General features: G+C 66.6%; 23 protein-coding genes and 1 pseudogene. 12 read left to right on the forward strand and 12 right to left on the reverse strand.

What is annotated here, in order from left to right; genetic code table 11:
• The first annotated feature begins 54 nt into the window (after nt 1-54).
• The 4 genes from recR to ETR14_RS23510 all read left to right on the forward strand — a co-directional run bounded on the left by recR (nt 55) and on the right by ETR14_RS23510 (nt 3,661).
• Nucleotides 55-651 (forward strand): recombination mediator RecR, encoded by a 597-nt coding sequence (gene recR / locus ETR14_RS23495; protein WP_129389742.1) that lies wholly within the window; start codon nt 55-57, stop codon nt 649-651.
• Between the two features lie 49 nt (nt 652-700).
• Nucleotides 701-1,240: a peptide deformylase gene (gene def, locus ETR14_RS23500; RefSeq protein WP_129389745.1), complete on the forward strand. Its 540-nt coding sequence runs from the start codon at nt 701-703 to the stop codon at nt 1,238-1,240.
• A gap of 276 nt (nt 1,241-1,516) precedes the next feature.
• The gene (gene rmuC / locus ETR14_RS23505) at nt 1,517-3,193 is read left to right on the forward strand and encodes a DNA recombination protein RmuC (RefSeq protein ID WP_243455658.1); all 1,677 of its coding nucleotides are present in this window, start codon (nt 1,517-1,519) and stop codon (nt 3,191-3,193) included.
• Between the two features lie 45 nt (nt 3,194-3,238).
• Nucleotides 3,239-3,661, forward strand: a complete 423-nt coding sequence (locus ETR14_RS23510) for a hypothetical protein (RefSeq protein WP_129389748.1) — start codon at nt 3,239-3,241, stop codon at nt 3,659-3,661.
• Between the two features lie 59 nt (nt 3,662-3,720).
• Here the strand turns inward: ETR14_RS23510 and ETR14_RS23515 are convergent, their stop codons facing one another.
• The 8 genes from ETR14_RS23515 to ETR14_RS23550 form a co-directional block, all read right to left on the reverse strand.
• Nucleotides 3,721-4,125 carry a hypothetical protein gene (locus tag ETR14_RS23515; RefSeq protein WP_129389751.1) on the reverse strand — a complete coding sequence of 135 codons (405 nt, stop codon included), beginning with the start codon at nt 4,123-4,125 and terminating at the stop codon, nt 3,721-3,723.
• 100 nt (nt 4,126-4,225) lie between these two features.
• Nucleotides 4,226-5,029, reverse strand: a complete 804-nt coding sequence (locus ETR14_RS23520) for an RNA methyltransferase (protein WP_129389754.1) — start codon at nt 5,027-5,029, stop codon at nt 4,226-4,228.
• The gene (locus ETR14_RS23525) at nt 5,029-5,298 is read right to left on the reverse strand and encodes an HPr family phosphocarrier protein (RefSeq protein WP_371416833.1); all 270 of its coding nucleotides are present in this window, start codon (nt 5,296-5,298) and stop codon (nt 5,029-5,031) included. The genes ETR14_RS23520 and ETR14_RS23525 overlap by 1 nt, the downstream gene beginning before the upstream one ends.
• Nucleotides 5,298-5,702 carry a PTS sugar transporter subunit IIA gene (locus ETR14_RS23530; RefSeq protein ID WP_129389760.1) on the reverse strand — a complete coding sequence of 135 codons (405 nt, stop codon included), beginning with the start codon at nt 5,700-5,702 and terminating at the stop codon, nt 5,298-5,300. The genes ETR14_RS23525 and ETR14_RS23530 overlap by 1 nt, the downstream gene beginning before the upstream one ends.
• Nucleotides 5,702-6,658: an RNase adapter RapZ gene (gene rapZ / locus ETR14_RS23535; RefSeq protein ID WP_129389763.1), complete on the reverse strand. Its 957-nt coding sequence runs from the start codon at nt 6,656-6,658 to the stop codon at nt 5,702-5,704. Before rapZ ends, ETR14_RS23530 begins: the two co-directional genes overlap by 1 nt.
• A complete protein-coding gene (locus ETR14_RS23540) occupies nt 6,655-7,080 on the reverse strand; it encodes an HPr kinase/phosphorylase (protein ID WP_129389766.1) in 426 nt (141 codons plus the stop codon). The genes rapZ and ETR14_RS23540 overlap by 4 nt, the downstream gene beginning before the upstream one ends.
• A complete protein-coding gene (locus tag ETR14_RS23545; RefSeq protein WP_129389769.1) occupies nt 7,077-8,582 on the reverse strand; it encodes an ATP-binding protein in 1,506 nt (501 codons plus the stop codon). The genes ETR14_RS23540 and ETR14_RS23545 overlap by 4 nt, the downstream gene beginning before the upstream one ends.
• 28 nt (nt 8,583-8,610) lie before the next feature.
• Complete coding sequence (locus tag ETR14_RS23550; protein WP_129389772.1) at nt 8,611-9,321, reverse strand: response regulator transcription factor; 711 nt, start codon at nt 9,319-9,321, stop codon at nt 8,611-8,613.
• 180 nt (nt 9,322-9,501) lie between these two features.
• On the opposite strand from ETR14_RS23550, the gene ETR14_RS23555 reads away from it, so the two are divergent.
• The 3 genes and pseudogenes from ETR14_RS23555 to ETR14_RS29415 all read left to right on the forward strand — a co-directional run.
• A complete protein-coding gene (locus ETR14_RS23555; RefSeq protein ID WP_371416727.1) occupies nt 9,502-11,085 on the forward strand; it encodes a phosphoenolpyruvate carboxykinase in 1,584 nt (527 codons plus the stop codon).
• Between the two features lie 76 nt (nt 11,086-11,161).
• The gene (locus ETR14_RS23560; protein ID WP_129389778.1) at nt 11,162-11,644 is read left to right on the forward strand and encodes a hypothetical protein; all 483 of its coding nucleotides are present in this window, start codon (nt 11,162-11,164) and stop codon (nt 11,642-11,644) included.
• 24 nt (nt 11,645-11,668) lie between these two features.
• Nucleotides 11,669-11,902 (forward strand): annotated as a pseudogene (locus tag ETR14_RS29415) (DUF2171 domain-containing protein); the annotation flags it as partial.
• Nucleotides 11,903-12,108: 206 nt separating this feature from the next.
• Here ETR14_RS29415 and ETR14_RS23570 read toward each other — a convergent pair.
• Genes ETR14_RS23570 through ETR14_RS23580 form a run of 3 tightly spaced genes read right to left on the reverse strand, consistent with a single transcriptional unit; the run spans nt 12,109 to nt 14,032 of the window.
• Nucleotides 12,109-12,576: a cytochrome c gene (locus tag ETR14_RS23570; RefSeq protein ID WP_165356593.1), complete on the reverse strand. Its 468-nt coding sequence runs from the start codon at nt 12,574-12,576 to the stop codon at nt 12,109-12,111.
• Nucleotides 12,573-13,073 carry an NfeD family protein gene (locus ETR14_RS23575; protein WP_129389787.1) on the reverse strand — a complete coding sequence of 167 codons (501 nt, stop codon included), beginning with the start codon at nt 13,071-13,073 and terminating at the stop codon, nt 12,573-12,575. The genes ETR14_RS23570 and ETR14_RS23575 overlap by 4 nt, the downstream gene beginning before the upstream one ends.
• Nucleotides 13,070-14,032, reverse strand: coding sequence for an SPFH domain-containing protein (locus tag ETR14_RS23580; protein ID WP_371416834.1), 963 nt, complete (start codon nt 14,030-14,032; stop codon nt 13,070-13,072). Before ETR14_RS23580 ends, ETR14_RS23575 begins: the two co-directional genes overlap by 4 nt.
• Before the next feature lie 127 nt (nt 14,033-14,159).
• Here ETR14_RS23580 and ETR14_RS23585 point away from each other — a divergent pair, with 127 nt between their 5' ends.
• From ETR14_RS23585 to ETR14_RS23605, 5 genes are read left to right on the forward strand one after another with little or no spacing between them, the layout of a single operon-like run.
• Nucleotides 14,160-14,966: a CoA ester lyase gene (locus ETR14_RS23585; protein ID WP_129389793.1), complete on the forward strand. Its 807-nt coding sequence runs from the start codon at nt 14,160-14,162 to the stop codon at nt 14,964-14,966.
• Between the two features lie 58 nt (nt 14,967-15,024).
• Complete coding sequence (locus ETR14_RS23590) at nt 15,025-16,503, forward strand: M28 family peptidase (RefSeq protein ID WP_129389796.1); 1,479 nt, start codon at nt 15,025-15,027, stop codon at nt 16,501-16,503.
• A 27-nt stretch (nt 16,504-16,530) separates the two neighbouring features.
• Nucleotides 16,531-17,988, forward strand: coding sequence for an IMP dehydrogenase (guaB, locus tag ETR14_RS23595; protein ID WP_129389799.1), 1,458 nt, complete (start codon nt 16,531-16,533; stop codon nt 17,986-17,988).
• Between the two features lie 39 nt (nt 17,989-18,027).
• Nucleotides 18,028-19,209 (forward strand): RsmB/NOP family class I SAM-dependent RNA methyltransferase, encoded by a 1,182-nt coding sequence (locus ETR14_RS23600; protein ID WP_129389801.1) that lies wholly within the window; start codon nt 18,028-18,030, stop codon nt 19,207-19,209.
• Nucleotides 19,210-19,240: 31 nt separating this feature from the next.
• On the forward strand, nt 19,241-19,747 hold the full coding sequence (locus ETR14_RS23605) for a tetratricopeptide repeat protein (protein WP_129389804.1): 507 nt from the start codon (nt 19,241-19,243) through the stop codon (nt 19,745-19,747).
• Here ETR14_RS23605 and rsmA read toward each other — a convergent pair.
• Complete coding sequence (gene rsmA, locus ETR14_RS23610) at nt 19,744-20,580, reverse strand: 16S rRNA (adenine(1518)-N(6)/adenine(1519)-N(6))-dimethyltransferase RsmA (RefSeq protein ID WP_371416728.1); 837 nt, start codon at nt 20,578-20,580, stop codon at nt 19,744-19,746. The two genes, ETR14_RS23605 and rsmA, sit on opposite strands and share 4 nt — an antisense overlap.
• Nucleotides 20,581-20,583: the final 3 nt, after the last annotated feature.

Consider the following 20,583-nt stretch of genomic DNA (forward strand, 5'->3'; position numbering starts at 1 on the left):
CGTCATCCTTCACGGCGATTTGAAACCGTGCGCTGCCGCCGCTACCTAGTCGCCATGGCCTCTCCCGAAATCGATGCGCTGACCCAGGCGCTTTCGCGCCTCCCCGGGCTCGGGCCGCGCTCGGCGCGTCGCGCCGTCCTGCACCTCCTCAAGAAACGAGAGGTGGCGCTGGCGCCGCTGCTGCGCGCGCTCGAGCAGGTCAACGAGCGGCTTTCGGTCTGTTCCAATTGCGGCAACGTCGACACGGTGGATCCCTGTTCGGTCTGCTCCGACACGCGGCGCGACGATCGCCTGCTGTGCGTGGTCGAAGAGGTGTCGGATCTCTGGGCGCTCGACCGGTCGAGGCTGTTTCCGGGACGCTTTCACGTGCTCGGCGGGCGATTGTCGGCGCTGGAGGGGATCCGCCCCGAAGATCTCGGCATCGACCGACTGGTCGCCCGGATTGCCGCCGGCGGCATCGACGAGGTCGTATTGGCGATGAACGCCACGCTCGAAGGACAGACCACCGCCCACTACCTCGCCGAGCGGCTGGAGACCTATCCCGTGCGGATCACCCAGCTTGCCCATGGCCTGCCGGTCGGCGGCGAGCTCGACTATCTCGACGAGGGTACGCTCGCCCAGGCGCTCCGAGCCCGGCGTCCGGTCTCATAACGCCCCGTATAAGCTTGATTTTCGGCCTCCGCCCACCTATTTTTCGGCTATGGCCATCCTCCCGATCATTGAGACACCGGACCCCATTCTCCGGCAGAAATCCACGCCCGTCGAACAGGTTACGGACGAGATCCGTCAGCTGATCGACGACATGTTCGAGACGATGTATGCCGCGCCCGGCATCGGCCTCGCCGCCATCCAGGTCGGCGTTCCCAAGCGCTTGCTGGTGATCGATCTTCAGGAAGAAGAGGATGAGGACGGCAAGCCGATCCGCAAGCCGCTGGTCTTCATCAATCCCGAGATCCTCGAAGAATCCGATCAGTTCGTCCCCTATAATGAGGGCTGCCTCTCGATCCCGGAAATGTATGCCGAGGTCGATCGCCCTGACCGGGTCCGTGCGCGCTGGCTCGACCGCGACGGCGTCGCCCACGAGGAAGAGCTGACCGGGCTGATCGCCGTTTGCCTGCAGCACGAGATGGACCATCTCGAGGGCATCCTCTTCATCGACCATCTCTCCCGGCTGAAGCGCGAGATGATCCTCAAGAAGCTGTCCAAGTACCGCAAGGAGCGCGCCAAGCTGGCTGCGTAAACCACCTGGATCGTTGCACTACACTCGTCATCCCAGCCTAAGCTGGGATCTCATCGCAGTTGAGCTTAGCGCCTGTGGCGAGCACCGCGCCTCTCGTCTCTGAGATCCCAGCGTGCGCTGGGATGACGAGAAACTTCGTGACGACTTGGCCCGCCGCGGGGGGCAGGGCGCTCCTCCGCTTTTCTCCACAGCTAAATCAGGGACTTCGCCGCCAGCCGCTTGAGCCTGGGACACGGCTCGCGTAAGTTCGCCCTTCGTTCCACCAGGGATCAGGGCATGGACAGCCTCATACTCATCGTCATCGCCATGGCCGCCATTGCCGGAGTTGCGTTCGGTTTCGTGCTGGGCGGCCGTTCGGCGGCGGCTTTGCGGAAGGAACGCGACGAGCAGCAGGAGGGCTTCCGCCGCGCCGCTGCCGATCTCGCGGTGGCGGAGGAGCGCGCACGGCAGGCAGCGGCGTTGCAGGACCATCTGCGCGCGATTACCGCCGAGCGTGACACCCTGGCGCAGGACGTCGCGGCGCTGCGGCCGGTGGCGGCACGCATCGAGCCGCTCCAGGAACAGGTGCGCATGCTGGCCGCGGAGCGGGATTCGGCAGCTCAGGATGCCGCGGCGCTGCGCCCCGTCGCGGCGCGTGTCGAGCCGCTGCAGGATCAGGTCAGGACATTGGCCGCCGAGCGCGACGCAGCCGCCCAGGAGGCGGCGACGCTTCGCCCCGCCGCCGCCCGCATCGCCCCGATGGAGGAGGAGCTTCGCACCCTTCGTGCCGAGCGCCAGCAGCTCGCCGAAGCCAAGGCGGCCTTCGAACGCGGTGAGGAGGAGCGCCGGCGCAGCTACGAGGAGCAGCTCGCCAATCTGAAGGAGATCGAAGCCAAGCTGCAGAAGAGCTTCGGTGAGGTTGCGGGGCGGGCGCTCGAAGGCGCGCACGATCTTTTCCTGAAGCGGGCTGAGGAGCGTTTCGGCCATGCCGGCAAGCAGAATGAGGAGAAATTGAAGGCGCTTCTCCAGCCGGTCGAGGCGACCCTCAAGCGCTACGAGGAAGGGCTCTCCAACGTCGAGAAGGAACGGGTCGGCTCCTATCGCGAGCTGCGCGAGGCCGTTGAGCTGGTCCGCTCCGGCCAGACCCAGGTGCGCGAGGAAACCGCCCGGCTCGTCAACGCGCTTCGATCGAGCCCGAAGGCGCGCGGGCGCTGGGGCGAGCAGAGCCTCAAGAACGTGCTCGAGCAGGCCGGGCTCTCGGCGTTCGCCGATTTCCGCACCGAAGTCTCAGTGGACACCGACGAAGGTCGGCTGAGGCCCGACGTGATCGTGCGTCTACCGGGCGGGCGCAAGCTGATCATCGACGCCAAATGCTCGCTCAACGCATTTCTGGACGCCAGCGAGGCGGTCGACGAGGTGATCCGGTCCGCCCACCTCAAAGCGCACGCCCAGTCGATCCGCAACCATGCCCAGCAGCTCGGCGGCAAGAATTACTGGGATCAGTTCGGCGAATCCGCCGATTATGTCGTCATGTACATTCCGGGCGAGCATTTCCTCACCGCGGCGCTCGAGCAGGATGGCGGCTTGTGGGACTGGGCGTTCGAACGGCGGGTGCTGCTGGCGACCCCGACGAACCTCGTCGCCTTGGCACGGACCGTGGCCAGCGTCTGGCGGCAGGAGCGCCTTGCCGAGGAAGCCGCCGAGATTGCCAAGCTCGGCAAGGAACTCCATGCCCGGCTCGCCACGATGGGCGCCCATGTCGCCCGCCTCGGCCGCAATCTGGATCTCGCCACCGGCGCTTACAATGCCTTCGTCGGCAGCCTCGAAAGCCAGGTGATGACCCAGGCCAAGCGCTTCGAAGCGCTGGAAGTGTCGAGCGGCGCCAAGGAGATCGAAGCGCTGCCGGTGATCGACGCGACGCCGCGCGCCCTCACCAAGCTCGATGCCGGAGACTTGCCCGAGGCTGCCGAGTAGCGGACCCGAGCTGCTTCCTGTCGCCCATAAGTAGGAGGGTGACACATGACCGACGTTGAATTCATCGCGAACTTGATCGAGTCCATCGGGCGGGACGGGATCGATCTGGAACAGCCGCATGGCCTGGAGCTGGGCGCAATCGGCTTCCCTGACGAGGTTTCGGCGCGCGTTTTTGCAACCGATTGCGAAGCGCAGAGTCTCACCGCACTTGTGCGAAGGGGATCGCTCCTCAGCGATGCACAATGGGAAGAATTGCTCGAGGAAGTCGGAATTTGCGAGGAGGAGGCGCCGAGCCGCGAAGAGCTGAGGGGCTGGACGGTGGATGCCGCCGCAAATCTCGTGCTTCGGCCGGACACAATCGGCGCGACATGGGACTGCCTTGCCAAGCGGGCGAAGGAGCTCGGCGGGCACCTATGTTCCATTTCCTTCCCGAAAAACGCGAAGGTGAGACGCGGCACCGCTCCCTAGCGGACCGCGCCTGCAGTCTGTGAAACTCCGCGACTGCGCCGAACCCAAGTGGACGGAAATCAGACGTCCCAGTCCTGCCGCCGCGCGCCGCCGCAGCCGCGGCTGGTCTTGCCGTCGGCGGTGACGAGGACCTGGTGTTCGTAGCCGTGCCCGGTCAGGTCGTCGTTGCAGCTTCGGTAGACGAGGTCGATGGTCAGCCGGTTCGTGGCGTAGCGCCGCCCATAGGGGCTCGGCCGTGGATCGGGGCGTTCGACCGCGATCTTGCTCGCCCCGCCGGGTCCGAAATAGGCGATCGAGCGGTGATCGATGACGAGGTTCCAGCCGGGCTCGTTGCCGCGCGCCTCATAATGTTCGAGGCCGGGATCGTCGGGGACGGGCGCAGTCATCGCAGGGTAGGCGAAGGCGCCGCAGATCGCCAGCATCGCCCAGGCGGGCCAGCGCGGCATGGATACGCGATTACTCATCCGGCCAAAAAGCATGGCCGGAATCGATGTTCCAGTCGGTCGCGGCTTGAAACCTGCCGGGATGAGGGCCCCGCGCGTCGAACGCCGTCGCAGGCCAGGTTCAGCGCTGGCGCCGCCACTGATTGATCACTTCATAGGCCATGACGGCGGTCGCGACTGCGGCGTTGAGGCTGTCGGCCTTGCCGAGCATTGGCATCTTCACCAGCAGATCGCATTCCGCTTCATAGTCTTCCGGCAAGCCCTGCGCCTCGTTGCCGACCAGGATGAAGGCTGGCTTTGCGTAAGCGGGCTGCTGATAATCGTGGGTGGCCTTGAGGCTGGTGCCAATCAACTGCCCTTCGCCGCGGCGGAGCCAGCCGACGAAATCAACCCAGGACGCGGCGGCGATCCTTTGGGTGAACAAGGCGCCCATCGTCGCCCGCACCGCTTCGACCGAGAACGGATCGACGCAGTCGTCGACGAGGATGAGTCCGCCCGCGCCGACCGCGTCGCCGGTGCGCAGGATGGTGCCGAGATTGCCGGGATCGCGCAGTGACTGGGCAACGATCCACAAGGGTGCGGCGGTGCGGTCGATCCGTTCCAGCCCGAGATCGAGCGCACGGTAGACGCCGAGCACGGTCTGCGGATTGTCCTTGCCGGAAAGCTTGTGAAGAATGTCGGAACTGGTTTCGACGACATCGCCGCCCTTCGCCTCCGTTTCGGCGATCAAAGCGTCGAGCAGGGGATGCTGGGTGTGTTCCCAGTAGAACAGAATTTCCGGTACGAAGCCGGCGTCGCGCGCTTCGGTCAGGATGCGCAGGCCCTCGGCGATGAACAGCCCTTCACGGCGCCGGTTCTTCTTCTCGCGCAGGCCGCGCACCTGCTTGACGAGCGGGTTGGAGAAAGCGGTAATCTGCCTCGGCATCAATCCTCGCCGAAGCGCTCCTCGACGAGTTCTGCCAGCGCCGCGACCGCCCGCTCGGCGTCGTCGCCGTCGGCGCTGATCGTGATCGAATCGCCCATGGCTGCGCCGAGCATCATCAGGCCCATGATCGAGGTGCCGCACACCTTGGTGCCGTCCTTCTCAACCTCGACCTGTGCGGTGAGGCCGGCGGCGATGGTGACGAACTTGGCGCTCGCCCGGGCGTGAAGGCCGCGCCTGTTGCGCAGCTCGACGGTGCGGCTGGGCACGATCAGACCGTCTCCCCAAGAATTTCAGAGGCAACCGAAATGTATTTGCGGCCGGCGTCGCGGGCGGCGACGACCGCGCCCTTGACGTCCATGGTCTTGCGCGCGCCTTCCAGGCGGATCAGCATCGGCAGGTTGACGCCCGCGATCACTTCCACGCGATCGGACTTCATCAGCGAGATGGCGAGGTTGGACGGGGTTCCCCCGAACAGGTCGGTGAGGATGATGACACCGGTGCCATCGTCAGCTCTTCCAATGGCGGCGGCGATGTCGTTGCGGCGGCCCTCCATATCGTCGTCCGGACCGATGCAGATTGCCTCGATCCGCTCCTGCGGCCCCACCACATGTTCCATCGCAGTGACGAATTCGGCCGCGAGTCGGCCGTGGGTCACCAGAACCAAACCAATCATCAATCCATCCTATTCCTGCGGCCCGCCCCCGCGGGGCCGCCCTCCACGCCGTCGCGTGGCAGCGAGGCGAGATCACGATGGTCGACCGTGGGCGAAAATCCATTCTCACGCAACAGTCCGGCCACCCGTTCGGCGACGTGCACGGACCGGTGTCTTCCTCCGGTACAGCCGAAGGCGATGGTGACATAGGACCGTCCCTCGGCCCGGTAGCGGGGGAGGAGGGTGAGGAGCAAGTCCTCGATCCGCGAGACGACCGGCTCGTAGGACGGATCCTCGGCGATGTGCTGCCCGACGGCGTGGTCGAGACCGGTCAGCGGCCGGAGATCGTCCTGCCAATAGGGGTTCTTCAGGAAGCGCATGTCGAACACACTGTCGGCATTGCGGGGCAGGCCGCGCGAGAAGCCGAACGACATGATCGTCACCGTCGTCTCCAGCGCGCCGGCACCGAAGCGCTGACGAATCTGCTGCTGAAGCGCATTCGGCGGCGTTTCGGTGGTGTCGATGACATGATCGGCCCAGCGACGAAGCGGCGCCATCAGCTCGCGCTCAGCGGCGATCCCGTCGGTTGCGGGGCGATCGGGCGCCAGGGGATGGCGGCGGCGGGTCTCCGAATAGCGACGGAGCAACTCGGCGCCCGAGCAATCGAAGAACAGGGTCTCGACCGGAAATTCGTGGTCCTGCGCCAGCGCCTTGATCTGCTCAACAATGCGGCGCGCGTCGAAGTCGCGGGTGCGGCTGTCGATGCCAATGGCGAGCGGCCGCCGCCGGCGGGAGCTGCCCTGTCCGAGCGGCGTATCGAGCAGGTGCTCGAGCAGCGACAGGGGAAAATTGTCAACGACTTCCCAGCCGATATCCTCGAGAGTCTTGAGCGCGGTGGATTTGCCGGCCCCCGACAGGCCGGAGACGAGAAGGATCCGTTGGGGATCGGCAACGGCATTCGCGGCGGGAGCGGTCACGGATGGGAAAGTCCGAAGCGGAGGAGGGCGCTCTCTACCTTGATCGGCGCCGATGCCTCAAGCGCCGAGAGGCCGATCAGCGGAATTTCGATACCGCAAAAGGACCGGGTCACGGCGGCCGGCATCCGCTCAGGGTCCCGATCGAGATCGACGACGAGGGCGACCGGCGCGTCCGCGATCGTCGGCTGCTCGACGATCCCAATGCCGCGGATCTCGAACTTGCCGGCGATCTGCTCCGGTGCCGATGCGTGCAGCGTGCTGCCGGATGCGCACAATCGGGTATAATCGTCGCTGACGAGGATCGCGCCGCGATCGATCAGGCGCAGCGCCAGATCGGACTTCCCGCTGCCCGAGCGCCCGGCGATCAGTACGGCCCGGCCGCGGATCGCGACGGTCGAGGCATGGACGAGTGCTTCGGTCACGGCGCCGCCACCGGCAGCGGGAAGCGGATCACGAACCGGGCACCGCTCTTGCCCTGGCGGTCTTCGACCAGGATGCGGCCGCCATGGCCTTCCACGGTCGCCAGCGCGATGGCCAGGCCCAATCCGGAATGGCGGCCGAATTCCTCCTCGGCGGGACGATCGGAATGGAAGCGGTCGAAGATCTGGGCGCGTTTGCCCGCCGGGACTCCCGGGCCCTCGTCCTCGACGGTCACCACGACCTGATCATCGATTTCCGCCGCGCCGATCTCGACCAAACCCCCTTGGGGCGAAAAGGAAATCGCGTTGTCCACGAGATTGTCGATGGTGCGGGCGAGGCGGGATTCGTCCCCCGGAATGACGGCGCTGCCGGAGCGGGGCCGGGCGAAGGCGATGCGCACCTGCCGTTCCGCGGCCCGCCGCTCCCAATGGGGCAGCATGGCCTCGATCACCGCCCCTAGGTCCACCGGTTCGAACCGCGCCCGCGACAGCTCGGCATCAAGCCTGGAAACTTCGGCGATTTCGACGATCAGCCGGTCGAGGCGGGCGACGTCGTGATGGACCACTTCGAGCAGCTGCCGCTGCAGCTCGGGATCCTTGACCTTGCCGAGCGTCTCCACCGCGGAACGGAGCGACGCCAGCGGGTTCTTCAGCTCGTGGGTGACGTCGGCGGCAAAGGCTTCGGTGGCGTCGATGCGCTGGCGCAGCGACTGGGTCATGTCGTGCAGGGCGCGGGCGAGCAGCCCGATCTCGTCGCGCCGCTCCGGAAGCAGGGGCACCGCGACTTCGCGGGCGCGGCCGAGCCGGACGCGATGCGCCGCGCGCGCCAGCCGGCGAAGCGGCAGCGCAATGGTGCGCGCGAGGAACAGGGAGAGCAAAACGGAGACGATGATGACGGCGAGCAGGACGAAGCCCAGGGTCATGCGCTCGTCCCGGACGATGGCGCGGATGTCCCGAGCGTTGCGGGTGAGCAGCAGCACCGAATCGGTGCCGACCGGCGCCGCCGCCGAGATATAGGGCGTGCCCTCGGGCGCCCGGCGCAGCATCGCGGTGGTGCGCTGACCGTTCAGGGCAGCGCCGGCCTCCGGCCAGGCGTTCAGCCGATCGACTGCGGGAAGCACCAGATCCGGGGAGGCGGGTGCGCCGACGATGGCGTCGAGGGCATTGTCCAGCATCCGCGCAATGTCCTTGCGCAGCGGCTCGCGGGCAGGGTCACGCAGTTCGTAGGTTGGATGGGCGCCGTCCCAGCTGTCCATCCACCTCGTGCCGTCGCGGCGATAGAGGCGCAGACGGGTGCGCGTGTCCTGGCCGAGCTGCCGGATCAGCCAAGGCTGCTCCGCGGGCTCGGCGACTTTCATTGCATCGGCGATCGTGCGCGCCTGGGTTTCGGCGTCGAGCACCGCATTGGCCGTCAGCCGGCTGCGAAAGCCGTCCAGATAGAAAAGCGACCCTGCAAGGATGGCCAGCGCGAAGATGTTGACCGCGAGGATCCGGTGCAAAAGCATCCAGCGCCCGGTCCAGCGCGTCCGCGCTTCATTCCTCCCCAAAGCGGTAGCCCACACCGTACAGCGTCTCGATACCCTTGAAACCGGTATCGACCTGGCGGAACTTGCGGCGGAGGCGCTTGATGTGGCTGTCGATCGTCCGATCGTCGACATAGATGTCGTCCTGATAGGCGACGTCCATCAGCTGATTGCGCGATTTGACCACGCCGGGGCGCTGGGCGAGCGCTTCCAGGATCATGAATTCGGTCACGGTCAGGGTCACATCCTTGCCGTCCCAGGTGACGCGATGGCGGGCCGGATCCATTGCCAACCGTCCGCGCACGATCTGCGCCGCTTCCGGCGCCTGGTCCTCGGCTTCGACCGGCGTCGCCCGCAGCTCGGCACGACGCAGGATGGCGCGAATGCGCGCGATCAGGAGGCGCTGCGAGAAGGGCTTGCTGATATAGTCGTCCGCGCCCATTGCGAGGCCGAGCGCCTCGTCCAGTTCCTCGTCCTTGGACGTCAGGAAGATCACCGGGAGCTCGGTCTTTTCGCGAAGCCGCCGCAGCAATTCCATGCCGTCCATGCGCGGCATCTTGACGTCGAGGACGGCGAGATCGGGCGGGTTGTCGACCAGCGCCTTCAGCGCCGTCTCGCCGTCCGAATAAACGCGAGTCGCAAAGCCTTCCGCCTGCAGCGCAATCGACACGGACGTGAGGATGTTCCGGTCGTCGTCGACGAGCGCAATCGTCACGGACATCGCAGAAAATCGCCTCTCGCCGCCATGCCTGCGGCTTCTATCCGAAGCGGTTGGAGCGGGCAACCAACCTGACAGCGCTGTCTTTGACGCGCCTCGGGGGCTTCGATATTCGGCCGCGATCGGAGAAGGGGTACAAAGCCTCGCTTCATTGAAAACGGGAGAGAATTTGTGGTCACGCGCGTGCCCAGTCATGGACTCGACGATCAGGGCATCACCACGCCCGCCAATCTGCAGTGGAACCTCAACACCGCCGAGCTGGTCGAGCAGGCGCTCGTCCGCGAGGAAGGCGTGCTGGCAAAGGACGGCCCGCTTGTCGTCAAGACCGGCAAGCACACCGGCCGCTCCGCCCAGGACAAGTTCATCGTGCGCGACGGCGAAACCGAAGGCACGATCTGGTGGGACAACAACAAGCCGATGGCGCCCCATCATTTCGACGCGCTGCGCGAGGATTTCCTCGCCGAGCTCGGCAGCAAGGACAGCCTGTTCGTCGCCGATCTCTATGGTGGCTCGCAGCCGGAGCATCGCGTCCGCGTTCGGGTAATCAACGAACTGGCCTGGCACAATCTGTTCATCCGCACCCTGCTGGTGCGGCCCGACGCCCATGAACTCGAGAGCTTCGCGCCCGAATTCACGATCATCGATCTGCCGAGCTTCCGCGCCGATCCCGCCCGTCACGGCACGCGCCGCGAGACGGTAATCGCGGTCAATCTGTCCGAGCGGATGATCCTGATCGGCGGCACCGCTTATGCCGGCGAGATGAAGAAGTCGGTGTTCGGCATCCTCAATTATCTGCTGCCCGCCAAGGGCGTGATGCCGATGCATTGCTCGGCCAATATCGGTCCCGCCGGCGACACCGCCGTCTTCTTCGGCCTGTCGGGAACCGGCAAGACGACCCTGTCTGCGGACGCCAGCAGGACCTTGATCGGCGACGACGAACATGGCTGGTCCGACACCGCCGTGTTCAACTTCGAAGGTGGCTGCTACGCCAAGATGATCCGGCTTTCGCCCGAGGCCGAGCCGGAAATCTACGCGACCACCAAGCGCTTCGGCACGGTGCTGGAAAACGTGGTGATCGATCCCGAGACGCGGGCGCTCGATCTCGACGACAACAGCCTCGCCGAGAATACTCGCGGCGCCTATCCGATCGACTTCATTCCCAATGCGTCGGCCGAGAATATGGGCCCGCCGCCGAAGAATATCGTCATGCTGACCGCGGACGCCTTCGGCGTGCTGCCGCCGATCGCCCGACTGACGCCCGATCAGGCGATGTACCACTTCCTGTCCGGCTACACCGCCAAGGTCGCCGGGACCGAGATTGGCGTGACCGAGCCCGAAGCGACCTTCTCGACATGCTTCGGTGCGCCGTTCATGCCGCGCCATCCGTCCGTCTACGGCAATCTGCTCAAGGCGCGGATCGCCGAGGGCGGCGTGTCGTGCTGGCTGGTCAATACCGGCTGGACCGGCGGCAAATATGGCGTCGGCAAGCGCATGCCGATCAAGGCGACTCGGGCGCTGCTCAATGCCGCGCTCGACGGCAGCCTGAACGGCGCCGAATTCCGGAAGGATCCGTATTTCGGGTTCGACGTGCCGGTTTCGGTGCCCGGAGTCGATGGCGCGATCCTCGATCCGCGCGAAACCTGGGCGGACAAGGCCGATTACGACGCGACCGCGCGCAAGCTCGTCGGCCTGTTCATCGCGAATTTCGCCAAGTTCGAGACCCATGTCGATCAAGGCGTCAAGGAAGCTGCACCGCACGCCGCCTGACGTCCGAGCACCACGATCCGGGGAGCGCGTCGGCAGCGGCCGGCGCGCTCCCTTTCTTTTTGGGGGAGGCAAAAGCATGAGTGAAGATTTCCCGCCGCGGCTGTTCGCGACCGATGCCGAGGTGCGGCATCTCGGCGAAGGATTGCTCGCCTGCGCGCTGACGCGTGCCGAATGGACGCACGAAGCCCATCTCGCATCCTGCGTCTGGCTGCTGGTCGAGCGGCCGGACATCGTGCCGGAGCGTGATCTTCCCGCCATCATTCGCCGCTTCAATGAGAGCGTCGGCGGGATCAACGACGACAAGCAGGGCTATCACGAGACGATCACCCAGTGCTTCATCATCGGTGCGCGGCAGGTGCTTGCGCGAACCGACGAGTCGCTGCCGCTGCGAGAGAAGGTCAATGCGCTCCTGATGATGCCGGAGGGGCGGCGGGTCTGGCCGCTCGCTTTCTACTCGCGGGAGCGGCTCTTCTCGGTCGAGGCACGGCTCGTCTTCGTCCCGCCGGACCAGGCGCCGCTGCCTGCATCCATTACGGAGGCGGAGCGTTATCGCGGCTGAATTCCACCAGAGGGAGAAATATCGATGGCCGATCTCAGCCAGGTTCGCGAGCATATGGAGATCATCGGTGCCGACGGGGTCCATGTCGGGACGGTCGACAAGGTCGAAGGCAAGCGGATCAAGATGACCAAGCCCGACAGCGGCTCGCATGCGAGTCACCATCATTATCTCTCGGAGGGGCTCGTCGCCGCGATCGAGGATGGCAAGGTCCGCCTCTCGGCCAACGGTGCCAATGCCGCGTTCCTCGAGGAGGAGAAAGGCGGCGAGGCGCTAGGCGAAACCAGCATCTTCAACTGGCGCAACATCGGGCTGGGTGCCGCCGCAGCCGGCGTCGCCGCCGCAGCCGGGGCATTCTTCTACCAGCGCCGCCGGGGCGACTGACGGGGCAGCGCCCGACCTGCCGTGATCGCCCCCTTCCGTGCCGAGCCGGCCGAGAGGGGGCTCCAAGGCGTCCGCTTGCGCCCTTATCTTGGCGCTTCCTGGCGATAGGCGCTGTGGCACCCGCCGCAGGCCTTGCCGGTTTCGCCATAGGCGATCTTGAACGCTGCTGCGTCGCCCGCGTCCGCAGCCTTCTGAAGCGCCGCAGTGGCCGCCTGGAACGCGGCCGCCTTGGCCTCGAAGTCGGCACGCTTCTGCCACAGCGCCGGCTTGGCCCGGCTTGTCGGCAACTGGCTCCCATTGGGAAACATGCCGGGCAGGGCCTGCGCCCAAAGGTTCAGGCCGCGCGCGGCAAAGCCGAGCGGCTTCACATCCCCGCCGCTCTCGACCACCGGTTTCATGCTGCCGAAGGTGGCGCCGGTCAGCGTGAATGCGGCGCGCCGCGCCGCGACCACCTGCTCCGGTGACGGCGCGGCGGCGCGTTCGTTCGGGGCGGCGATGGCGCTGCCGCAAGCGGCGAGCGGCAGGAGGAGCAGCAGGGCGGAAGACTTCACGGATTTTCCCCTTCCTTTGGTAATTCCTTCGCGGCGTCCGGCGGCGGCGCCAGCGGAGCAGGCGCGGCGAGAGTGACCTTGAGGCAGGATCCGTCGGCTCCGACGACGCGAACCCGGGTTCCCGCAGGGCAGTCGGGGCCCCGGCATGCCCAGACGCTGTCACCGACCTTCACCCGGCCGCGGCCGTTCTCGATGTCGGCGACGACGACCAGGATCTCACCGTACAAGCGGGCGGCACGATCGTTGAGCAAGGGATCACTGCTCGGCGGCGTATTGCCGACATACCAGCGCCGCCCGGCATAAACCGAGGCTACCGAGAGCAAGGCAAACAGCAGGAGCTGTGCCGCCACCGGAATTCCGAACACCAGAGTGGCGAGGCCAGTCAGCGCCGCGGCGGCCGCGAGCCAGACCAGGAACACGCCGGGTACCAGCAATTCGGCGATGCCGAGGACTGTCGCCGCCAGCAGCCAAAGCCACTGCGGCTCCAGATCGTTCACTGGGCCGAGCTCCCGCCGCTCTCGAAGGGGCTGCGCTTGCGAAGGGCCGGCGTTGCATTGTCGGATGCGGCCGTCTTTCTGTCGCCGCTGCCGCTGCCGCCGCCGCCGCCGAAAGCTTCCTTGGCGAGTTCGCCGATGCCGCCGAGCGAGCCGATCAACTGCGTCGCCTCTACCGGGAACAGGATCGTCTTGGCGTTGGGTGACGTCGCGAACTGGCTGACCGCCTCCACATATTTCTGAGCGATGAAGTAGTTGATCGCCTGCGTGTTGCCGCCCGCGATCGCGTCGGAGACGACCTGGGTCGCCTTCGCCTCGGCCTCGGCAGCACGCTCGCGCGCCTCGGCATCGCGGAACGCCGCCTCACGCCGACCCTCCGCCTCGAGGATCTGGCCCTGTTTCTCGCCCTCCGCGCGCAGGATGGCCGAGGCCCGGCTGCCCTCAGCCTCCAGGATCACGGCGCGCTTTTCGCGCTCCGCCTTCATCTGCCGGCCCATCGCGTTGACGATGTCGGCGGGCGGACGGATGTCCTTGATCTCGACCCGGGTAATCTTCACCCCCCAGCTCTCGGTCGCCTGGTCGACCACCGACAGCAGGCGGGCATTGATCTCGTCGCGCTTGGAAAGCGTTTCGTCGAGATCCATCGAGCCCATCACGGTGCGGAGATTGGTCGTCGTCAGCTGCATGATCGCGACATAAAGATCCGATACCTCGTAGGCGGCCTTGGCCGCGTCGAGCACCTGGAAGAAGACGACGCCGTCGGTCGAGACCATGGCATTGTCCTTGGTGATGATCTCCTGGCCCGGGATGTCGAGCACCTGCTCCATCATGTTCACCCGGCGGCCGACCCGGTAGAAGAAGGGCATGTAGAAGTTGAAGCCGGGATGGGCAACGGTGGTGAACCGCCCGAAATGCTCGATCGTATAATGGTAGCCCTGCCGGACGATCTTGATCCCCGACATCAGGAACAGGATGACGAGGATGACCAGCAACGCGATGATGAATTCGAGCATCTGACCCCAGCTCCCCCTTGCGAAGACCGGCATAATGTAGGCAAGCGGGCGACCTTCCAAGCGAAATCGAGAGACGATGCCGACCGATCTGCGCCTCTGCCGCTCCCTCCTGTTCTTGCCGGCGTCCAATCCCCGGGCGATCGAAAAGGCGCGGGGGCTGGACGCCGACATGATCTTCCTCGATCTCGAGGATGCGGTGAAGCCGGAGTCCAAGTCCGAGGCCCGGGAGGCCGCGGTGCAAGCTGCGACGGCCGGCTTCGGGGGGCGTCCGGTGGCGATCCGGGTCAACAAGATCGGCGATCCGTGGCACGCGGAAGATGTCGCAGCCGTCAGCAGCAGCGCGGCGGACGCGATGATCGTGCCCAAGGTCCAATCGGCCGCCGAACTTCAGTCGATCCGCAGCGGCAAGCCTGTTCTCGCGATGATCGAGACCGCGTCCGGGGTGATCGACGCCGCCGCCATCGCACGGCGGACCGCCGGCCTCATCGCCGGAACCAACGATCTTGCCGCGGATCTGGGGCTCCCGCCCGGTGCCGGCCGGCGCGGACTGGCCTACGCACTGCAGGCAATCGTCGTTGCCGCGCGCGCTGCCGAAACCGTGGCGTTCGATGGCGTCTACAACCGACTGGAGGACGACGCCGGTCTGGTCGCCGAGTGCGAGGAGGGGCGCGCGTTCGGCTTTGACGGCAAGACGCTGATCCACCCCAATCAGATCGACGCGGCAAATCGCATCTTCGGGCCCGGCGTCGAGGAAATCGATGCCGCTCGGCGACTGATCGCCGCAGCGACCGGCGGTGCCGAGCGGTTCGAAGGCCGGATGATCGAGGGCATGCATGTCGCGCAGGCTGAGCGCTTGCTCGCGCGTGCTCGGCTCGCGGGCTGAGCCGAAAAGCCGGGAATGGCGGGGTTGAAGGCGCGGGGCGGCTGCTCTAAGCGGCGGGATGCCCCCCAGAGTCGTCCTCCTTCCGCTGCTCCTCGCGCTCGCAACGCCGCTCTCCGCAGGCGTTTCCACCGACGCGCTCGAACGCCACATCGACATCCTCGCCAGCGATGCCTTCGAAGGGCGTGCTCCCGGCAGCACGGGCGAGAAGAAGACCACCGATTATATCGTCGCGCAATGGCAGGCGATCGGACTTGAGCCGGCGGGGGACGACGGCGGCTGGCTCCAGCAGGTCACCCTGGTCAATCGGACGCCGCTGACGCAGACCGTCTCGTGGCGACGCAAGCTTCGCCACCACGGCCAGGACCAGTCCGCAGTGCTGCTGCTCGGCAATGGGCCGCGTGAGAGCCTTTCGTCGGCGCCCTTGTGGTTCGTCGGCTATGGCAACAAGATCGGCAACATCGATCTGAAGGGCGCGGTCGTTCTGATCTTGCGGGAAGCCCCCGAAGGAATTCCCGACTACGACACGCGGGTGACCGCGCTGGCTGGCAGGGGCGCCGCCGCCGTGATCAGCGTCGCGCCCGCGGAAGTGCCGTGGCGAAGCGTGCAGATGGCCTATGAGCGCGGCCGCGACGTCCTCGAGGCCAGCATCGTTCCCTCGCTTCGCGGCGTGATGTCGCGCGACGCTGCGATCGAACTGATCCGTTTCGCCGGCGGCGACCCCGAAATGCTGCGCAAGGCCGCGGCCGACACCGGCTTTGCACCGCGGCGGCTCAAGGTGTCCGGCACCATCGACGCCAACACCCAGGTGAAGCGGACGCTAACCCACAACGTGATCGGGCGTCTGCGGGGTTCGGCCAACTCCGGCGAATCCCTGCTGTACCTTGGCCATTGGGACCATCTCGGCATTTGCCGCGCGGAAGGCGAGCCGGACCGGATCTGCAACGGTGCGGTCGACAATGCGAGCGGCATCGCGGCCTTGATCGAAATCGCCCGCGGCCTCGCGGCGGCGCCGCGCCGTCCCCGCGACACCTTGTTCCTCGCAACGACGGCCGAGGAGCTCGGGCTGCTCGGTGCGCGTGCTTTCGCCGCGCGTCCGCCGGTGCCGCTCTCCTCCATCGTCGCTGCGATCAACCTCGACACGGTGGCGATCGCCCCGAAAGGCGAAAAGGTCGCCGTGATGGGCAGGGGCGTCCCGGCGCTCGACAGCCTGGTCGACGCCACCGTGAAGCAGGCTGGGCGGACCCTCGATACTGACGATGAGGCCGATGCGCTCGTCCAGCGCCAGGATGGCTGGGCGCTGGCGCAGTTCGGCGTGCCCACGTTGATGGTCGGCGGGTCGTTCTCCGACATGAAATTGCTCGAGATGTTTCTCGGCGGCAATTACCACCAGGCCGGCGATAATCCGGGTCCGGGGCTGGTTCTCGACGGTGCCGCCGAAGATGCCGATCTGCTCGTCGCCCTTGGCCTCAAGCTTACCGATCCCAATCTCTACCGGCACGTGCCCGCTGCTGGCACGCTCGCCCGCCCGCCCCTATAGACCGCCACCGAACGTGATGAGGAAAGAATGAACATCAGCCTGGGACTGACCTTCGACGACGTGCTCCTGAAGCCGGCGGAATCGAGCGTGCTCCCCAGCCAGGCCGACACCCGTACGCGGGTGACCAAGGATATCGGCCTCAACATCCCGATCCTCTCGGCGGCGATGGACACGGTCACCGAAGCCGACATGGCGATCGTCATGGCGCAGCTGGGCGGTATCGGCGTGCTCCACCGCAACATGACGGTGGAGGAGCAGGCGGCGGCGGTGCGCGCGGTCAAGCGCTATGAAAGCGGCATGGTGGTCAATCCGATCACGATGACCGCCGAGCAGACCCTGGCGGACGCGCTCGAGCTGATGAAGCGCCACCGCATCTCGGGCATTCCAGTCACCGATGCCCAGGGACGTCTTGCCGGTATCCTCACCAACCGCGACGTGCGTTTCGCCGAAAATCCGAACCAGCCCGTTGCCGAGCTGATGACCAGGGACAATCTCGTTACCGTTGCGCCCGGGGTCACACAGGAGGAAGCCAAGCGCCAGCTCCACCAGAACCGGATCGAGAAGCTGCTCGTGGTTGATCAGGATCGCCGCTGCGTCGGCCTGATCACGGTCAAGGATATCGAGAAGGCGGTCACCTATCCGGAAGCGACCAAGGACGGTTCGGGTCGTCTGCGCGTCGCTGCGGCGACCACGGTCGGCGAGAAGGGTTTCGCACGCACCGAAGCCCTGGTCGACGCGGAATGCGACCTCATCGTCATCGACACGGCGCACGGGCACAATCGCGACGTCGCGGCAGCGGTCGAGCGGGTCAAGAAATTGTCCAACCACGTCCAGGTCGTCGCCGGCAACGTTGCGACGGGCGAGGCCACCAAGGCGCTGATCGGCGCCGGCGCCGATGCGGTGAAGGTCGGCATCGGGCCGGGATCGATCTGCACCACCCGGATCGTCGCCGGTGTCGGCGTGCCTCAGCTCACCGCAATCATGGATGCGGCCGAGGAAGCGGCGAAGACGGACACGCCCGTGATCGGCGATGGCGGCCTGCGCACCAGCGGCGACATCGCCAAGGCGCTCGCCGCCGGCGCATCGTGCGTGATGGTCGGCTCGCTGCTCGCCGGTACCGAGGAGGCCCCGGGCGAGACGTTCCTGTACCAGGGGCGTTCGTTCAAATCCTATCGCGGCATGGGCTCGGTAGGAGCGATGGCGCGCGGCTCGGCCGATCGCTATTTCCAGCAGGACATCAAGGATCAGCTGAAGCTGGTGCCCGAGGGAATCGAGGGCCAGGTCGCCTATAAGGGCCCGGCACGAGAGGTGATCCACCAGCTGGTCGGCGGCGTGAAGGCGGCCATGGGCTATACCGGTTCGGAGACGCTGCAGGACCTGCGCACCCGCGCCGAGTTCATTCGCATCACCAATGCCGGCCTTCGCGAAAGCCATGTTCATGATGTTTCGATCACCCGCGAGGCTCCCAATTACCCGACCCGCTGAGCCGGCCCCGCCCGCCTGCCGTCTCGGGGAGCGGGCGGCATGACCCCGGCAGCCCGCGTCCAGGCCGCGATCGAGTTGCTGGACGAGATCATCGTCGCCGCACGTACAGCAGGTCCCGCCGCCGACACGTTGATCACCCGCTGGTTCAAGACTCGCCGGTTCGCCGGGTCAAAAGATCGGCGGGCGGTGCGCGAACTGGTCTACCGCGCGATCCGTCGCGCCGGCGAACCGCCCGCGTCGGGGCGCGCGGCGATGCTCGGCGTCGCGGAGGAGGAGCCGGAGCTTCGCGCGCTGTTCGACGGCTCGCCCCACGGACCGGCGCCGATTGCCGGAGATGAGGCCCCCGCGCCCGCTTCGGTCGCGCCGCGCTGGCTCGACGACCTGTTCGATCCGACGCTCGACGGTGCCGATCGCGCCGCCTTGCTTGATCGTGCGCCGCTCGATCTGCGCGTCAATCGCCTCAAGGGCGAACGCGAGGTCGCGCTTGAGGCCCTGCCCGATGCCGTCCCGACTCCGCTGTCGCCGATCGGACTTCGTCTTCCGGAAGGAAGCCGGATCGAGGAGGGGCAGCCGTGGCTGTCCGGCCTGGTCGAGGTGCAGGACGAGGGTAGCCAATTGCTCGCGCTCGCTTGCGAGGCACACGGCGCGCAGACGGTCGTCGATCTTTGTGCCGGCGCCGGCGGCAAGACGCTGGCACTCGCCGCCGAGATGGAGAACAAAGGCCGGTTGATTGCCGCCGATGCGGATCGGAGCCGGCTTTCAAGGATGGCACCGCGACTGGTACGGGCAGGGGTGTCGAACGTCGAGACCCTGCTGCTCAACCCGGGCCGCGAACGGGAGGCGCTTGCCGATCTTCGCGGTACGGCCGACATCGTTCTCGTCGACGCGCCCTGTTCCGGAACCGGCACCTGGCGACGCAACCCGGAAACGCGCTGGCGGCTCACCCCGGACCGGCTCGCGCGGTTGGTGGCGCTTCAGTCCCAACTTCTTGATGTTGCGGCGGAACTCGTTCGTCCCGGCGGATTTCTCGTCTATGCCGTTTGTTCGCTGTTGCGGCAGGAGGGGCGGGATCAGGCAGACCGCTTTTCGGCGCGTTCATCCCTGGTTCCGGCGCCGCTTGCCATCACGGCGGGGAGCGACGCTCGAACCGGGCGGATTCTTGCCCCCGCGCGTGACAATACGGACGGCTTTTTCGTCGCACGGTGGCAGGCGCCATGCTAGACCTCGTTGCGGCCTGTTTATGGAGACTTTGATGCGCCTTACCCCCATCGCCCTCTCGGCCGCGATCGCCCTGGCGACGATGGCCAGCGCAGGTCACGGTCAAAAGCCCGACGACCAGATCGACGCGCGCTCGCTGCAACTTACCGAGCAGGCACGCACGCTTCAGTCCGGGGCGCGCTATTCCGAAGCCATCGATCTCCTAGAGAGCGCGCTCGCCGTCGATCCGCGCAACCGCCAGGCCTATGTCGGCCTCGCACGCGTCGCGCAGAGCCAGAAACTGCCCGGCAAGGCGATCCGTTTCTACAGCGAAGCGCTCAAGCTCGAGCCCAACGACGTCAACGCGCTCACCGGGCAGGGCGAAGCCTATGTCCAGCGCGGTGCCGTCGAACGCGCCAAGCAGAATCTGGAACGGGTGAAGAGCCTCTGCGCCAACCCGTGTCCGCAGGCCACGACGCTGGCATCGGTAATCGCCAAGGGTCCGCCGGCGGACGTGGTGACAGCCCAGGTTCCGGCCCCGACCACGGCGCCGAAGCCTTAAGAGATCTTGCCCGCCGCCGGAATGGCTCTCGCGACCTCGACGAATTCGTCGACCGACAGCGTCTCGGCGCGGCGCGCCGAGTCGATGCCGACCGTTTCGAGAGCCTCCAGCGCACCGGGCAGCGATTTTAGACTCTGCCGAAGCATCTTGCGGCGCTGACCGAACGCGGCGGCGGTGAGCGCCTCCAGAGTCGCTGCACGTACTCCGGCAGGAGCGGCCTTCGGAACAATGTGCACCACTGCCGACATCACCTTCGGCGGAGGAACGAAGGCTGAGCGATGAACCTTCATCGCCACCTTCGCGTCGCTGCGCCACTGGGCGAGAACGGCGAGGCGGCCGTAAGCCGACGTGTCCGGCCTGGCCGCGATCCGCTCGGCAACCTCAAGCTGAAACATCAGGCTGAGCGATGCCCAGAATGGCGGCCAGATCTCGCCGCCGAGCCAGCGGACGAGCAAGGCGGTTCCGACATTGTAAGGGAGGTTGGCAACGATATGCGCACCGTCGCCGGCTTCCGAGCGCTCGTCGATCGCCAGTGCGTCACCTTCGATCACCCGCAGCCGTCCACCGGAGGCGACGTTCACCTCGTCCAGCGCAGGCAGGCAACGGCGGTCGCGTTCAACCGCGACCACCTCGGCACCGGCGCGGAGCAGAGCGCGGGTGAGGCCGCCCGGGCCAGGGCCGACCTCGTAAGCGCGCTTGCCGACAAGATCTCCGGGGATGCGAGCGATGCGATCGAGCAATTGTTCGTCGAGCAGAAAATTCTGGCCGAGTGCCTTCGAGGCGCTGAGGCCGTGCCGCGCGATTACCTCGCGCAGCGGCGGAAGCGCCCCCATGTC

The organism is Sphingosinicella sp. BN140058 (genome assembly GCF_004135585.1).
Taxonomy (GTDB): Bacteria; Pseudomonadota; Alphaproteobacteria; order Sphingomonadales; family Sphingomonadaceae; genus Allosphingosinicella.